At 69.8% G+C, this 16,020-nt stretch carries 10 protein-coding genes and 1 pseudogene; 6 read left to right on the top strand and 5 right to left on the bottom strand.

Features of this window, described 5'->3' with window-relative positions:
- Positions 1 to 175: 175 nt before the first annotated feature.
- From map to dapE, 5 genes and pseudogenes are all read left to right on the top strand, one after another.
- Positions 176 to 952 (top strand): type I methionyl aminopeptidase, encoded by a 777-nt coding sequence (map, locus tag F0415_RS01745; protein WP_149859466.1) that lies wholly within the window; start codon positions 176 to 178, stop codon positions 950 to 952.
- 13 nt (positions 953 to 965) lie between these two features.
- Positions 966 to 3,620, top strand: coding sequence for a [protein-PII] uridylyltransferase (gene glnD / locus F0415_RS01740; protein WP_246149820.1), 2,655 nt, complete (start codon positions 966 to 968; stop codon positions 3,618 to 3,620).
- A gap of 10 nt (positions 3,621 to 3,630) precedes the next feature.
- Positions 3,631 to 4,443 (top strand): annotated as a pseudogene (gene dapD, locus F0415_RS01735) (2,3,4,5-tetrahydropyridine-2,6-dicarboxylate N-succinyltransferase); the annotation flags it as partial.
- Positions 4,444 to 4,534: 91 nt separating this feature from the next.
- Positions 4,535 to 4,894: a Spx/MgsR family RNA polymerase-binding regulatory protein gene (locus F0415_RS01730; protein WP_149859464.1), complete on the top strand. Its 360-nt coding sequence runs from the start codon at positions 4,535 to 4,537 to the stop codon at positions 4,892 to 4,894.
- On the top strand, positions 4,891 to 6,024 hold the full coding sequence (gene dapE, locus F0415_RS01725; protein WP_149859463.1) for a succinyl-diaminopimelate desuccinylase: 1,134 nt from the start codon (positions 4,891 to 4,893) through the stop codon (positions 6,022 to 6,024). Before F0415_RS01730 ends, dapE begins: the two co-directional genes overlap by 4 nt.
- Positions 6,025 to 6,051: 27 nt before the next feature.
- Here dapE and F0415_RS01720 read toward each other — a convergent pair whose 3' ends face one another.
- From F0415_RS01720 to parC, 3 genes are all read right to left on the bottom strand, one after another.
- A complete protein-coding gene (locus F0415_RS01720) occupies positions 6,052 to 6,486 on the bottom strand; it encodes a hypothetical protein (protein WP_149859462.1) in 435 nt (144 codons plus the stop codon).
- A 150-nt stretch (positions 6,487 to 6,636) separates the two neighbouring features.
- A complete protein-coding gene (locus F0415_RS01715) occupies positions 6,637 to 9,072 on the bottom strand; it encodes a penicillin acylase family protein (protein ID WP_149859461.1) in 2,436 nt (811 codons plus the stop codon).
- Between the two features lie 149 nt (positions 9,073 to 9,221).
- A complete protein-coding gene (parC, locus tag F0415_RS01710) occupies positions 9,222 to 11,468 on the bottom strand; it encodes a DNA topoisomerase IV subunit A (protein ID WP_149859460.1) in 2,247 nt (748 codons plus the stop codon).
- A gap of 206 nt (positions 11,469 to 11,674) precedes the next feature.
- Between parC and F0415_RS01705 the strand changes: the two genes are divergently transcribed.
- Positions 11,675 to 12,877: a multidrug effflux MFS transporter gene (locus F0415_RS01705; protein ID WP_149859459.1), complete on the top strand. Its 1,203-nt coding sequence runs from the start codon at positions 11,675 to 11,677 to the stop codon at positions 12,875 to 12,877.
- Between the two features lie 57 nt (positions 12,878 to 12,934).
- Here F0415_RS01705 and F0415_RS01700 read toward each other — a convergent pair whose 3' ends face one another.
- Positions 12,935 to 14,008 carry an aromatic ring-hydroxylating oxygenase subunit alpha gene (locus tag F0415_RS01700; RefSeq protein ID WP_149859458.1) on the bottom strand — a complete coding sequence of 358 codons (1,074 nt, stop codon included), beginning with the start codon at positions 14,006 to 14,008 and terminating at the stop codon, positions 12,935 to 12,937.
- A gap of 61 nt (positions 14,009 to 14,069) precedes the next feature.
- Positions 14,070 to 16,001: a M2 family metallopeptidase gene (locus tag F0415_RS01695; RefSeq protein WP_149859457.1), complete on the bottom strand. Its 1,932-nt coding sequence runs from the start codon at positions 15,999 to 16,001 to the stop codon at positions 14,070 to 14,072.
- Positions 16,002 to 16,020: the final 19 nt, after the last annotated feature.

The raw sequence follows: 16,020 nt of genomic DNA, 5'->3' as shown, positions 1-16,020 counted from the left end.
CGTGTCCGAACCCCGGAGACGACTCCTGGGCACCCCGGCACGGGGAATGGCGGCGGGTGTGGATTCGCCGGTGACGCCCGGCGTGGGCGGCCTGGAGCCCGGTCAGGGCCCGGCAAAGCTGCGGGAGTATATCCGGCTGGCCCAAGTGCCTGCAAGTATTGGATAATCCGGGCCCATGAAGATCAGCCTCAAGAGCCCCCGGGAGATCGCCGCCATGCGCGAGGCCGGCCGCCTGGCCGCCGAGGTGCTGCAGGTGGTGGCTCCGCACGTGAAGCCCGGGGTCAGCACGGCCGAACTGGACCGGATCTGCCACCGGCACATCGTAGAGGTCCAGAAGGCGATTCCGGCCAACCTGGGTTACAAGGGCTTCCCCGCCACGGTCTGCACCTCGGTCAACAATGTGATCTGCCACGGTATCCCGAGCGACGCCAAGGTGCTCAAGGACGGCGACATCATCAACATCGACGTCACCGTCATCAAGGATGGCTGGCATGGCGACACCAGCCGCATGTACTTCGTCGGCGAGCCGAGCGTGAAGGCCCGACGCCTGGTCGAGGCGACCCGCGAGGCCATGTTCCGCGGCATCCGGGCGGTGCGTCCGGGCGCCACCCTGGGCGACATCGGACATGCCATCCAGAGCTATGCCGAGGCCCAGCGTTTCTCGGTGGTGCGCGAGTACTGCGGCCACGGCATCGGCCGGGTTTACCACGAGGACCCGCAGGTGCTGCACTACGGGCAGCCCGGTACCGGCCTGCAACTGCGCGAAGGCATGACCTTCACCATCGAACCGATGATCAACGAGGGCGCAAGGCATACCCGCCTGCTGCCCGACGGCTGGACCGTGGTGACCCGTGACAAGTCGCTGTCGGCGCAGTGGGAGCACACCGTGGCGGTGACGGCCGATGGGGTCGAGATCCTGACCCGGCTGCCCGGCGACGACAACGAGCTCTGAGCGGGGACGGCCGGTGAGCGCCGTGCAGCCCGTACACGAGACCGGCCTGGCCGGCCTGCTGGCCGGCGCGGCCACGCCGGACGCCTGGCGTGAGAAGGCCCGGACCGGCCTGGCGGCCGGCCGGGAAGCGCTGCGTCGCCGGTTCGAAGCCGGAGAGGCCGTGGACCGGCTGGTGCCGGCCTGCTGCGCCGATGCCGATGCCCTGGTGCTGTCGGCCTGGCGGCTGTGCCTGCCGGAGGACGCGCCGCTGCACTTGCTGGCTACCGGCGGCTACGGTCGGCGTGAGCTGTATCCGCAGTCGGACATAGACCTGCTGGTGCTGGGAGAGCCCGAGGCCCAGCAGGCCCACGAGGCCGCCATCGGCCGTTTTCTCTCCCTTCTGTGGGATGCCGGCCTGGCCACCAGCCACGCCGTACGCTCGCTGGCCCAGTGCGCGGAAGCGGCCGGCACCGACATCACTGTGCTGACGGCGATGATGGAGAGCCGCCTGCTGGCAGGCGATACGGCCATGCCCGCTGCCCTGGCCGCGGCCCTGGCGCCGCCGGGGCTGTGGCCGCCCGCGGACTATTTCCGTGCCAAGCGTGCCGAACAGATGCAGCGGCATGCCCGCTTCAACGATACCGCCTACAACCTCGAGCCCAACATCAAGGAAGGCCCGGGCGGGCTGCGCGACCTGCAGACGGTCACATGGATGGGCATGCGGCTGTACGGCGTGCCCGGCCTGCGCGCCCTGGTGCCGCTGGGCCTGCTGGGCGAGGACGAGTGCGCCAGCCTGGAGCGCGAATGGCGGGTGCTGGCCCGGCTGCGCTTCGGTTTGCACCTGCTGGCCGGGCGGCGCCAGGAGCGCCTGGGCTTCGACCACCAGAAGGCCCTGGCGGCCCTGTTGGGCCTGCGCGACGAACGCCGCGACAACCTGGCGGTCGAACAGATGATGCAAGGTTTCTTCCGCGCTGCCGCCACCGTCATCCGCATCAATGACCGCCTGCTGCAGCGCTTCGAGGAACAACTGGCTGGCGAGGAACTGCCCGAACCGGTCGGCGAACGCTACGAATTGCGCCATGGCTATCTCGCCATGCGCGAACCCGAACGCCTGCGCGCCGGCATGGCGCCGATGATCGAGTTGTTCGCCGCCTGGGCCGGCGCGCCGCTGGCGCGCGGCCTGCACTCGGAAACCGCCCGCGCCCTGGGCGAATCGCTGGGTGCGATCCGCCCCTATGGCGAACAGCCCGCGGCCACCCGTCAGGCCTTCATGGCCCTGCTGCAGGGCCCGGCGGCGGTGACGACCCTGACCCGCATGGCCAGGCTGGGTGTGCTGGGCCGCTACCTGCCGGCCTTCGGCCAGGTGGCCGGGCGCATGCAGTACGACCTGTTTCATGTCTACACCGTGGATCAGCACACGCTGACCGTGCTGGCGCACATGGACGGCTTCGCCCGCGGCCCGGATCCGCGTTTCGCCCTGGCCCACGAGGTGCTGCCGCGGCTGCGCAAGCCGCACCTGCTGCTGCTGGCCGGCCTGTTCCACGACATCGCCAAGGGCCGCGGCGGCGACCACAGCGAACTGGGTGCGGTGGACGCGCGTGCCTTCGCCGAGGCGCACGCGCTGCCGCAGGCCGACACCGACCTGGTGGCCTGGCTGGTGGAGAAGCACCTGCTGATGTCGGTGACCGCCCAGCGCCAGGACATCTCCGACCCGGACGTGGTGGCGCGTTTCGCCCGCGAGGTGGCCGACCGCGAGCATCTCGACTACCTCTACCTGCTGACCTGTGCCGACATCGCCGGCACCAGTCCCAAGCTGTGGAACGCCTGGAAGGACCGGCTGCTGGCCGACCTGTACGCGGCCACCCGCTTCGCCCTGCGGCGTGGCCTGGAGAACCCGGTGCATGCCAACGAGATCGTTGCCGAGACCCGGGCGGCAGCAATGGAGCGGCTGCTGGCCGAGGGCCTGTCCAGGCAGGAGGTGGAGCGGATCTGGGCGGCCTACCCGGACGTCGGTTTCCTGCGCTACCGGCCCGAGCAGATAGCCTGGCAAACGCTCGGCATCGCCGGTGCCGGCGGTGAGGAAACCATCGTGCTGGTACGCCCGCATGCCGCCGGCGGCGGTCTGGAAGCCTTCCTGCGCACGCCGGACCGGGACGGCCTGTTCGCGGCCATCGTCGCCACCTTCGACCGTTTGGGGCTGAACGTGCTGGAGGCGCGGGTGCTGGGCTCCAGCGACGGCCACGCGCTGGACAGCTTCCAGCTGATGTCGCCGCAGGGCACACCGCCGGAGCCTGCGCAGGTGGCGGCAGCCCTGCGCGCCGCCTTGCGCGATCCGGCCCGGGTGCGGCCGTCGCGGCGGGCGGCCCCGCGTCAACTGCGCCACTTCCGGGTGCCGGTACAGGTAGGCTTCGACCATCTGGCCGACGGCAGCGGTACCCGGATGAGCCTGGTCTGTACCGACCAGCCCGGTCTGCTGGCACAGGTGGCGCAGGTGCTGCGCCAGCATCGGCTGCGCGTGCACGATGCCCGCATCGCCACCTTCGGCGAGCGGGTCGAAGACTTCTTCCTGCTGACCGACGAGCGCGATCGTGCCATCGGCGAGCAGGCCAGACTGGAAAGCTTGCGCGAGGCGATCGTCGCCTGCGTGGATGGAGACGGCGGACATGGCAAGGAAAAAGCCCAGCACTGAACAACTTCAGGCGATCATCGAGGATGCCTTCGAGCGTCGCGCCACCCTGACCGCGGCGGAGATCGAGGGCTCGACCCGGCCGGCGGTGGAAGAGGCCATCGCCCTGCTGGAATCGGGCAAGGGGCGGGTGGCGGTACCCGGCGCCAAGGGCTGGGAAGTGAATGCCTGGCTGAAAAAGGCAGTGCTGCTGTACTTCCGGGTGAACGACATGCATCTGGTCGAGGCCGAGCCGGCGCCGTACTGGGACAAGGTGCCGTTGCGCTTCGAAGGCTTCGACGAGGCCGAATTCCACAAGCTCGGCGCCCGCGTCGTGCCCGGTGCGGTCGTCCGTGCCGGCGCCCACATCGGCAAGGACGTGGTGCTGATGCCGAGCTTCGTCAACATCGGCGCCTATGTCGGCGCCGGCACCATGGTGGACACATGGGCCACCATCGGCAGTTGCGCCCAGGTAGGCAAGAACTGCCACATCAGCGGCGGCGCCGGCATCGGCGGGGTGCTCGAGCCGCTACAGGCCAGCCCGACCATCATCGAGGACGATTGTTTCATCGGTGCCCGCTCCGAGATCGTCGAGGGCGTGGTGGTGGAGAAGGGCAGCGTGATCGGCATGGGCGTGTTCATCGGCCAGTCCACCCGCATCTACAATCGCCTGACCGGCGAGATCGGCTACGGCCGGGTGCCGGCCGGCAGCGTGGTGGTGTCCGGCTCGCTGCCGTCCGCCGATGGCCGCTACTCGCTTTACTGCGCCGTCATCGTCAAGCAGGTGGACGCGAAGACGCGGGCCAAGACTTCGGTCAACGAGCTGCTGCGTGGTGCCGTGGAGTAGTTTCTCGCCGCGGACGAACGCGGACGAGCACAGACCATGAGGCTTTATTCGCGTTCATCCGCGTCAGAACAATACCGACAGGAACCCAGCAATGGTAACGGTGTACGGCTTGGCCACCTGCGATACGTGCCGGAAGGCGCGCAACTGGCTGCAGCGCTTCGGCGTCGAGTTCGGTTTCGTGGACTATCGCGAGAACCGGGTGCCGCCGGAGACGCTCAGGTCCTGGGCCACCCAACTGGGCGGCTGGGAGAAGCTGGTCAACAAGGCCTCAACCACCTGGCGGCAGTTGCCCGAAGCGAGAAAGTCTCCCGGCAGCGATCCGGAATGGACCTTGCTGCTGAAGGAGTACCCGCAACTGGTGAAGCGACCGGTGCTGGTCACCGATGACGGCACCGTCAGCGTCGGTTTCACCGACAATGCCTGGAAGGCCCGCTTCGGGGTCCGCAAGTGAGCGATGTTCTGCGGCTGACGAAGGAACTGATCGCCCGGCCCTCGGTGACGCCCGAGGATGCCGGCTGCCAGGCCCTGTTGTCGGCGCGCCTGCAGGCGGCCGGCTTCAGGTGCCGGCAGCTGGACTTCGGTGCGGTGAAGAACCTCTGGGCCAGTCACGGCGAGGGCGGCCCGGTGCTGTTGTTCCTCGGCCATACCGATGTGGTGCCGCCCGGCCCGCGCGAAGCCTGGGACAGCGACCCGTTCGAACCGGTCGAGCGCGATGGCTGGCTGTACGGACGTGGCGCCGCCGACATGAAGGGCAGCGTCGCCGCCATGCTGGTGGCGCTGGAGCGGTTCGTCGCCGCCCATCCCGGCCACCCGGGCACCGTCGCCCTGCTGCTGACCTCGGACGAGGAGGGCGATGCCATCGACGGCGTGCGCCGTGTCGCCCAGCATCTGCGCGAAACCGGCCAGCCTGTGCACTACTGTGTCACCGGCGAGCCCTCGTCGAAGGAGCACCTGGGCGACCTGTTGCGCGTCGGCCGCCGCGGCACGCTCTCGGGTACCCTGCTGGCCAAGGGCATCCAGGGCCATGTCGCCTATCCGGACAAGGCGCGCAATCCCATCCACGACCTGATGCCGGCCCTGGCCGAGCTGTGTGCCCGGCGCTGGGACCCGGGTTACCCGGAGTTCCCGCCTACCAGCTTCCAGATCTCCAACATCCACGCCGGCACCGGCGCCAACAACGTCATCCCGGGGCACTGCGAGCTGCTGTTCAACTTCCGCTACAACCCCGGCTGGCAGGCGGAGGCGCTGCAGAGGGAGGTCGAGGAGACGCTGCGCCGGCACGGCGTGGACTTCGAGTTGCGCTGGCATCGCGGCGGTGAGCCTTTCCTCACGCCGGAAGGCCGGCTGCGGGCGGCGGCGCGGGCCGCCATCGCCGCCACCTGTGGCGGCATCGTGCCGGAGGAAAACACCGGTGGCGGCACCTCGGACGCCCGTTTCATCGCGCCCCTGGGCGCCGAGGTGGTGGAGCTGGGTCCCGTGAATGCCAGCATCCACAAGGCCAACGAGCGCATAGCGGTGGCGGAACTCGAGCATCTCCCCATGCTGTACCGGGAACTCGCCGAGCGCCTGCTGCTCGCCTGACCCTCCGCTTCTTCCGGTCGCCGCGGTTCAGGCCGCGGCGTTGAACCAGGCCTGCTCGGCCGGGGCTTGCGCCTTCACCGTCTCCCGCAGCTCACGCAGGATGCCCAGCACGCTGCGGTGCACCGCCTGCAGGCCCGGGTCCCGGGCCTGGCGGGTTTCGTGGTAGACCACCGCCAGCCACAGGGCGATGCCGCGCTGGCGCAGTTGCACGGAGCGGTCGGTGGCGCGCTGCGCCGCCCGGCTCGCCACCGGCGACCAGGGCTGGTACAGCGATTGCTGGGTGTCACCGTGCAGATGCGGTATGGGCAGGCAGGCGGCCGCCTGGATCTCGGCCAGGGTCTGATCGGCCGTCTGCCGGCGTTGTTCGGGAGTGAGGCCGGAAACGGCCCTGCGCACCACCTCGGCCTGGCGGGCCAGCATCCACCGGCGCCAGAGCGTCAGCATCGTAATCATCGTGTCCATCACCTACCTCAGCGGTTTGAAGGCTGCGATAGGTCGCTCCCCCTGCACGCGACCTGCCGGTCCGCCGCCCGACGGAGCAGTCGGGCGTGGGCCGTTTATGGCCGAAATCGTGACGGTTGTCATCCATTCATGCCGAAACTGTGAACCAGTTCACATTTCCGGGCGGAGTCTCAGGGTGTGGACCGCCGGGCCAGGCAGGAAGGGCGAGGGCCGGCCGGCCACCCAGTCGGCATGTCCGGCGCCCCAGAACGGTGACAGTGGATGGCCGCTCTGGCCACCGGGCATGTGCGCCAGGCCTTCGGCCTCGCGGCCCGGCGCCACCACCATGCGCTGGCTGGCGCCGAAGGCCGGGGCCTGCACCCGCGGCATGTTGCCGTCGCCGGGCAGCGGGTCGGCCGGCATGCACAGCGGACCGCGCAGGAAGCCCGGCAGGCCATTGGCCAGGGGGTGGCAGACGCGGGCGGTGTTGCGTTCGCCCCAGGTGCGCTCGTGCAGCGGGCCCAGGGCCTCCAGTTCGCTGCGCACGTCGCCGGCGGCCTCGGCCAGCAGCGCCTCCCAGCTGTCGTAGCGGCGCGGCAGCAGATGCATGGGCCGTTCCTGCAGCAGCGGCCAGGCCACCGCCTCGAACTGCGGCAGGTCGGGCATGACGAAGTCCTCGCCCAGGGCCACCATCGCCGGCGCCAGCAGCCCTTCGCGCAGGCGCTCGATCAGCCTCAGGCGCCAGGCCCGTACCAGCCGGTAACTCACCGCCTCGGGCATGGCGCGCCCTTCCCAGTCGCGCGCCGCCTCGGCGAGGGCGCGCAGGTCGGCATTCGGGGATGCCCGCGCCGCTTCCTGCAGCAGCCCATGCCAGCGCTGCAGGAACAGGGCACGGTCGTCGAGCTGGATGGCCAGCAGGTCGGCCTCGCTGAAGCGGTCGCGGGCGAACAGGCCGTCGCGGATCTGTCTGGCGCGGGCGCCGTTGGCGTAGCCGGCGTCGCCGACCAGGGCCAGGGCCGCGCCGTCCACCACGCGGGCATTGGCGGTCCAGACGCGGCCGCTTTCCGGGTCCACCAGGCTGGGGTTTTCCGTCGGCGCCAGCCAGCCGGCCCAGCGGCAGGCCTGCTCCGGTTCCAGCGGCGTCCGCGGGTCGCAGTCGCCGGCGCGCTCGGGTATCTGCGCGGTCAGGCGCCAGGCGATGCGGCCCTCCCGGTCGCCGATCACCAGGTTCTGGCCGGGAATGCCGGCGAGGTCGGCCACCGCCAGGCCTTCGTCCAGGCTGCCGGCACGGGCCATGCCGGCCAGGCCGAAATTGAGCGCGCCCGGCAATTGCGCCGCCCAGCGCAAGGCCAGCGAGCTGCCGTCGTCCAGCTCCACCGTCACCGGTCCCCAGCGGGTTTCGGTGACCTTGAGTTCGACGGGACCTTCGCCCTTGACCTCGATCCATTCCGATTCGGTGCGCGCCACCGCCTCGCCCCCGGGCACGCGGTAACGCAGCCGGTCCTGGTCCAGCCAGCGCACGCGGTAGAAATCGGCCCAGTCGCCGTAGCTGTTGGTGAAGCCCCAGGCGATGTGGCCGTTGCTGCCGACGATCACCGCCGGGATGCCCGGCAGGGTGAAGCCGGTGACGTCCACCCGGCCGTCGGGGGCGGCCGGATCGGCGTAACGCAGGCGGGCCCGGAACCACAGGGCCGGCACCTGCAGGCCCAGGTGCATGTCGTTGGCGACGATGGCATGGCCGTGCGCGCTCAGCGCGCCGGCGACGGCGAAGTTGTTGCTACCTGGTGCCGCCGGTTCGGCTTCCGGATAGTCGCCGCCGTCATCGGGGGCGGGCAGGGCGCGCAAGTCCACTTCGTCCGCGCCGGGCAGCACGGCATTGCCGCGCGGCCCACCGAGCATGGGCGCGTCCCACTCGCTTCCGTCCACCGCCAACAGCGCGTACAGCGGCGCCGGCAGCACCTGGCGGATGCGCCACAGGGCCAGCTCGCGCGAGTTCATCTCGTCCTGCAGGTCGAAGAACATGGCGTAGCCGACCAGGGCGGTGTCTTCCGGCGTCCACGGCGCCGGTTCCGCGCCCAGCAGCCAGTAGGCCCAGGGCTTGCTGTCCAGTGCCGCCAGGCCGGCGTTGGCGCCCTCGGCATAGGCCTGCAGCAGCGGTAGGCGGTCGCCGGCCACCTCCGGCAGGTACTGGCCGACGCGGGCGCGCAGGCGGTGCAGGCGGACCTCCCGGTCGCGCTCCAGGGCCAGCGGGCCGAAAAGTTCGGACAGCTCGCCAGCGGCGGCGCGCCGCATCAGGTCCATCTCGAAGTAGCGTTCCTGCGCGTGCAGGAAGCCCAGGGCGCGGGCGGCGTCCGCCTCGTTGGCGGCATCTATCGTCGCCACGCCCAGGGCGTCGCGTTCGATGCTCACCGCCGCCGACAGGCCGGACAGGGCACGTTCGCCGTCAAGCTGTGCAAGGCTGCCCCGCGCCAGCCAGAGGGCCGTCAGCACCGCCAGTGCGGCGAGGATGACGAGGACGGCCAGCAAGCGCAGGGCAAAGCGGGCAATGGATGGCGCGGGGGCCGGTGAGCCAGAGGATGACTGCCTGCTTTCCGGGATCGCCCGCATGAGCCCTCAGCTACCGATCATGATCAAGGGGTGGAGGCCGGTCGATGCTACGACGGCCATGATTGGTCTGGCAAAGAGCCACTGCCAGCCCAAAGCCGTGGCGGGACAGCTCCGGCCGGAGGCGCCGATCCACCCGCGAATGTCGTTCCTCAAGTGCTGTCCACCCGATCCACCTTGGTGAATCCTCGCGGCAGCATGTGGCCGCGGCTGGCACGGGCGCCCTCGTAGGCCTGCAGGTCGCGCCAGGACAGCACCAGCTTCTGCCGGCCGCTGTAGATGGTCAGCTCGCCGCCCTCGCGGACGCTGGCGACGGCCACCACCTTCTCCTGGCCGGCCTTCAGCTTCGCCGGCGGAATCTGGATCAGCTTGTTGCCCTTGCCCTTGTCCAGCTCGGGCAGCTCGGTCACCGGGAAGGCCAGCAGGTGGCCGGTGCTGGTGATGGCCACCACCCGGTCGCCGGCCGGGTCGGTGACGGGCACCGGCGCCAGCACCTCGGCCTCGCCGACGTTGAGCAGCTGCTTGCCGGCCTTGTTGCGGCCGGTGAAGTTCTCGAAGCGGGTGACGAAGCCATAGCCATGGCTGGAGGCCAGCAGGTAGCGCTGGTCGCTGTCCGCCACGGCCAGGCCGACGAAGCCGGCGCCGGCCGGCGGGCTGAAGCGGCCGCTCAGCGGCTCGCCATTGCCGCGGGCGCTGGGCAGGCTGTGGGCGAGGGTGGAATAGCTGCGGCCGGTGGAATCCAGGAAGGCCACCTGCTGCGTGCTGCGGCCGCGGGCGGCCTGCAGCAGGCCGTCGCCCTCGCGGTAGCTCAGGCCGGCGGCGTCCACGTCATGGCCCTTGGCGGCACGCACCCAGCCCTTCCTCGACAGCACCACGGTGACCGGCTCGCTGGGCACCAGTTCGGTCTCGCTCATTGCCTGGGCGGCCTCGCGCTCGACCAGGGGCGAGCGGCGGGCGTCGCCGAACTTCTTGGCGTCCGCCAGCAGCTCGTCCTTGACCAGCTTGCGCAGCCTGGCCTTGCTGCCGAGGGTGGCGGTGATCTGCTCGCGTTCCTTGCCCAGCTCATCCTGCTCGCCGCGGATCTTCATTTCCTCCAGGCGGGCCAGCTGCCTGAGCTTGGTCTCCAGGATGTACTCGGCCTGCTCCTCGCTGAGGCCGAAGCGCCGCATCAGCACCGGCCTGGGCTCGTCCTCGCTGCGGATGATGCGGATCACCTCGTCTAGGTTCAGGAAGGCCACCAGCAGGCCTTCCAGCAGGTGCAGGCGGCGCTCGACGCGCTCCAGGCGGTGGCGCAGACGGCGGATGACAGTGTCGGTGCGGAACTGCAGCCACTCGGAGAGGAAGTCGCGCAGGTTCTTCACCTGCGGGCGGCCATCCAGGCCGATCACGTTGAAGTTGACCCGGAAGCTCTTCTCCAGGTCGGTGGTGGCGAACAAATGGCCCATCAGGGCCTCGACGTCCACCCGGTTGCTGCGCGGGACCAGCACCACCCGCACGGGGTTCTCGTGGTCGGATTCGTCGCGGACGTCCTCCAGCCAGGGCAGCTTCCTGGCGCGCATCTGCTGGGCGATCTGCTCGATCACCTTCGAGGGCGAGACCTGGTAGGGCAGCTGGGTGACGACGATGTTGCCGTGCTCGCGCACCCAACTGGCGCGGGCGCGCAGGCTGCCGCCGCCGGTTTCGTAGATGGCGCGCAGCTCGGCGGCCGGGGTGATGATCTCGGCGCCGGTCGGGTAGTCGGGGCCGCGCACGTGCTCGCAGAGGTCGGCGACGCTGGCGTCGGGATCCTCGAGCAGGCGCACGCAGGCGCTGACCACCTCGTTGAGATTGTGCGGCGGGATGTCGGTGGCCATGCCGACGGCGATGCCGGTGGTGCCGTTGAGCAGCAGGTGCGGCAGCCGCGCCGGCAGCCAGCCGGGCTCCTGCAGGGTGCCGTCGAAGTTCGGATTCCAGTCCACGGTGCCGTGGCCCAGCTCGCCCAGCAGCACCTCCGCGATGGGCGTGAGCTTGGCCTCGGTGTAGCGCATGGCGGCGAAACTCTTGGGATCGTCCGGCGAACCGAAGTTGCCCTGGCCCTCGATCAGCGGGTAGCGGTACGAGAACGGCTGGGCCATCAGCACCAGGGCCTCGTAGCAGGCGCTGTCGCCGTGCGGATGGAACTTGCCTATCACGTCGCCGACGGTGCGGGCGCTCTTCTTGGGCTTGGCGGCGGCGCCCAGGCCCAGCTCGCTCATCGCGTAGACGATGCGCCGCTGCACCGGCTTCAGGCCATCGCCCAGGAAGGGCAGGGCGCGGTCCAGCACCACGTACATCGAGTAGTCCAGGTAGGCGCGTTCGGCGTATTCGCGCAGCGGGATCTGCTCGAAGCCGTGGAAGGCGGGGCGGGCGGGTTCGGTCATGTGGAGCAAGGTCGTGCGGGAAGCGGGTTCGACATTCTATCGCCGCCGGTGCCGGCGCCGCGTCGGCCGCGAGCTTCGGCGCCAGGCCGGCGCCGGATCGGCGCCGGATCGGCGCCGCCTCGCCGTGCGCCCCGTTGGGGCGGTGTTCAAGGGCCGGAGCACGCCTGGGGGTACGCTGCCGGGCTTCCCGCGTCGCGATCTTGCCGATGAACAGCCCGCTCGCCATTCCCCGTGCCCGCCTGGCCCTGATCCTGGCGGGCCTGGCCATGTTCGGGCCGTTCTCGATCGACACCGTGTTTCCGGCCTTTCCGGTGATGGCGGCCGACCTGGGCGCCGGCAAGCTGGCCATGCAGCAGACCATCAGCGCCTACCTGATCGGTTATGCGGCGATGTCGCTGTTCCACGGTCCCATCTCCGATGCGATCGGCCGCAGGAAGGTGCTGCTGGCCGGCACCCTGATGTTCGCCCTGGCCTCGGTGGGCGCGGCGCTTGCGCAGGACCTGCCCACGATGCTGGCCTTTCGCGTGCTACAGGGCCTGTGCGCCGGCGTCGGCCTGATCGTCGGCCGGGCGGTGATCCGCGACTGCCTGCAGGGCGACGACGCCCAGCGCCTGATGAGCCAGGTGTCGATGATCTTCGGCGTGGCGCCGGCGATCGCGCCGATCATCGGCGGCTGGATCCTGGGCGTTGCGGACTGGCACGCCATCTTCTGGTTCCTGGCCCTGTTCGGCGCGGCGCTGGCGGCGGTCACGGCCTGGGGCCTGCCCGAGACGCACCCGCCCGAGCAGCGCCTGCCGCTGCGGCTGGGGCCGATCCTGGCCGGCTACCGGGAAATGCTGGGCAACGGCCGCTTCCAGCTGCTGGCCCTGACCGGCATCGCCAACTTCGGCGCGCTGTTCCTGTACATCGCCTCGGCCCCGGCCTTCGTGATGGATCTTCTTGGGCTTGGAGAACAGGATTTCGGCTGGTTCTTCGTGCCGACCATCGGCGGCATGATGCTTGGTGCCTGGGTCAGCGGAAAGGCGGCCGGCCGCATCCCCGGCACCCGTCTGGTCGAATGGGGGTTCGGTTTTTGCGGGGCGGCTGCGCTTTACAACATCGTCTACAACCTGCTGGCGGAGGCCCCCAGCCTGCCCTGGGCCGTCCTGCCTACGGCAGTGGGCGCCTTCGGCATCGCCCTGGTGTTCCCGATCGTCACCCTGGCCCTGCTGGACATGTATCCGCGCCAGCGCGGCGGCGCCTCGTCCATGCAGGCGTTCATGGGCCTGCTGTCGAATGCCCTGATCGCCGGCGTGCTCTCGCCGCTGCTCAGCCATGACGGCCTGGCGATGGCGCTGGGTGCCGCCTGCTTCACCCTCACGGCCTGGAGCCTGTGGCGGCTGTACCGGGCGCGGATCGCCCACGCCTGAGCGCGCCGGGGCACGTTCGGCCCCGCGGAGTGAATGCGTCGCGGCCGTCCGGGCGGTTCAGGGCGTGGCCCGATAGGCGGCGCGCAGCAGTTCGTGGAAGTGGTGCAGGGCGTTCTCGCGGTGCGGGTTCAGCCGGCCGCTGCGGTAGGAGCCGGAGGCCAGTCCGCGCTGCACGTGTTCGCAGATGGCGATGTCCTCGTCCTGCACCTGGTGGGCAAAGGCATGGTCGGCGTGGAAGCGGGCTTCGCGGGCGCCGGTCTCGGCCTCGGCGTAGTAGTAGTCGAACTCTACCAGGCAGCGGTCTGGGCCCAGGGGCAATACCCGGTTGCTCTGCAGCCGTCCCGGCAGCAGGTTGAGCATGGTATTGGGATAGATGAAGTAGTACAGCGCGTCGCCGTCGCCATACAGGCCGGCCTCGCTCTCCAGCGGGCTGTACTGGTAGCTGAACCAGTCGCCGCATTCGGTCAGGTATTGCCGGTAGTCCAGCAGCCGGTTCAGGCCCGGATGGATGTGCGGGACGTGATAGCCCTCGAGGTAGTTGTCGCAGTAGACCTTCCAGTTGCAGGCCACTTCGTAGCGCACCCGCGAATGGAAGTGGTAGCCGCGCGGTGACAGTGAACGCAGGGGTTCGTCCAGTCCGCGGCTGAAGTCGGCGAAATCGGGCGCGCCCTCGCTGCCGACGAAGACCAGGCCCTGCCACAGGCCGACGCGGAGCTCGGGCAGGCGGACCGAGGAGGGCTCGAAGTCGGGGGTGCCCTTCATCTCCGGGGCGCTGCGCAGCACGCCTTCGAGGCTGTAGGTCCAGCCGTGGTACTGGCAACGCAGGGCCTTGGCGCCCTTGCCGTTGCAGGTGGCCAAGGGGCCGGCGCGATGCCGGCAGACATTGTGGAAGGCCCGCAGCACGCCTTGGCTGTCGCGCACCACCAGCACCGGCAGGCCGGCCAGGTCGGTGACCAGGTGGTCGCCGACGCCGGCCAGGCTGTTCTCGTGGCCCACCAGCTGCCAGCTGCGGGCGAACACCGCCCGCCGGTCGCGGGCCAGCATCTCCTCGCCCAGGTAAAAGGCCGCTTCCAGGGCGGTCGCCTGGGCCAGGTCCTGCGGGGCCAGCGGGTCGGGCAGGGCGGAGTTCATGCGGGTTCCGGTCGGGCGGCCAGCGGATGGTACCGCCGGCCGCACGGTGACGCTCGCGGGATCAGGAACCGGCCGGCATCCAGCCGCAGTCCTTGCCCTGGTTCTGCTCCTGCAGCCAGGTCTGCAGCGGCTGGAAGTACTCCAGCACCGCCGAGGCGTCCATCTGCTCGCCGCCGGTCAGCTCGCGGAGGGTCTGCTGCCAGGGCTGGCTGGCACCCCGCTCCATCATCGCCCAGTAGCGCTTGCCGGCCTCGGAACTGTTGGCGAAGTTGCAGGTGTACAGCGGGCCCTCGTGGCCAGCGGCGTCGCACAGCGCCTTGTAGAACTGGAACTGCAGCACGTGCGAGAGGAAGTAGCGGGTGTAGGGCGTGTTGCCCGGCACGTGGTACTTGGCACCGGGGTCGAAGAACTCTTCGCCACGCGGCTCGACCGGGGCCACGCCCTGGTACTTCGCCTTCAGCTCCCACCAGGCGCGGTTGTAGTTCTCGGGGCTGATCGAGCCGTCGAACACTCCCCAGCGCCAGCGGTCGATAAGCAGGCCGAAGGGCATGAAGGCCACCTTGGACAGGGCCATGCGCATCTGCGCGTTGATCACCGCTTCCTGGCTGAGCAGCGGCTTGTCCACCAGGCCGATCGAGGCCAGGTATTCCGGGGTCATGGACAGCACGATGGTGTCGCCGATGGCTTCGTGGAAGCCGTCATGGGCGCCGTTCTGGAACACCGGCGGCTGCGACTTGTAGGCCAGGTAGTAATAGATGTGACCGAGTTCGTGGTAGATGGTGGTCAGCTCCTCCTCGGTCGGCTTGATGCACATCTTGATGCGCACCTCGCCCTCGGTGTTCATGGGCCAGGCGCTGGCGTGGCAGACCACGTCACGGTCACGCGGCTGGATCAGCATCGAGTCGGTGTAGAAGCTCTCGGGCAGGGCCGGCATGCCCAGGCCGGTGTAGAAGCTCTCGGCCAGCTTGGTCATGCGCACGGCCATCTCGCGGTCGGCCTTGCGCTCGAGCTCGACCTGCTCGGCGGCGGTCAGCTTCGACATGCCGCCGGCCTCGGCGACCATTTCGGCCAATAGGGCGTCGCGCTGCTTCTTGAGCGCGGCGCTGATGTCCAGGCTGCCGGCGTCCGGATAGGGCTGCACCAGAGGCCAGAGGTTCGACCAGTCCTGCTGCCAGAGGTTGCCGGTGAGGTGGGCCGGGATCATCCCGTCCACCTGGCCGCGCTCGCCGTACCTGTCCTCGAGCTTGCCGCGCACGTAGCAGTGCAACTGCTCGTACAGGGGCTCGACCTGGCCCCACAGCCGGTCGGCCTCGGCCTGGAAGTCCTCGGCGGGCATGTCGTAGCCGGCGCGCCAGACTTCGCCGGTGTTGGCGTAACCCATTTCCCTGGCGCCCTCGTTGGTCAGCTCGACGAAGCGCTGGTAGTCCTTGCGCATCGGGATCGAGATGGTGTGCCAGCCCTCCCAGGCGGCCTTGAGCTGGTCGTAACTGTGGCCTTCGATGTCGGCCAGGATGTCGGTGATCTGGCCGATGTCCTTGCAATCGCCGTCCACGCACCATTTGCCGGCGCCGTAGGCGGCCTCCATGCCCGAGGCGATCGTGGTCAGTTCCTTGAGCTTTGCCGGATCGCGCGGAGCCGGCATCGAGGCGCCGACCTTGATCAGGGTGAGGGCGCGGGCGGTTTCCGGCTTCTGCGCGCTCACGTCGTACAACTTGGCCTGCTCGATGAAGCCGTTGGTCGTCGCCAGGGCGCGCTCGTTGGCGGCGGCGGCGACCCGCTGGCTGTCGGCATTGATGTAGGTGGAGGACAGCCAGAACGCGGAGGTGATCTCAGGGGTCATCTCCTTCTGGGTCTTGTTGACGCGGGCGATGAATTCGTCGGCGCTCTCGGCCGGCCGGGCATCGGCGGACTTGTCGTCGGCGGGGGTGCAGGCGGCCAGGCCGGACAAGCCGGCGGAAACGGCGAGCGCCAGCAGGGCGCGGTGGTATTTCACGGGTTCACTCCAGGCTGAT

It is taken from the genome of Arenimonas fontis, from assembly GCF_008386465.1.
GTDB classification, from domain to species: Bacteria; Pseudomonadota; Gammaproteobacteria; order Xanthomonadales; family Xanthomonadaceae; genus Arenimonas; species Arenimonas fontis.
Note: the sequence above shows the minus strand (reverse complement) of the source record. Positions and strands in the feature narration are given on the sequence as shown.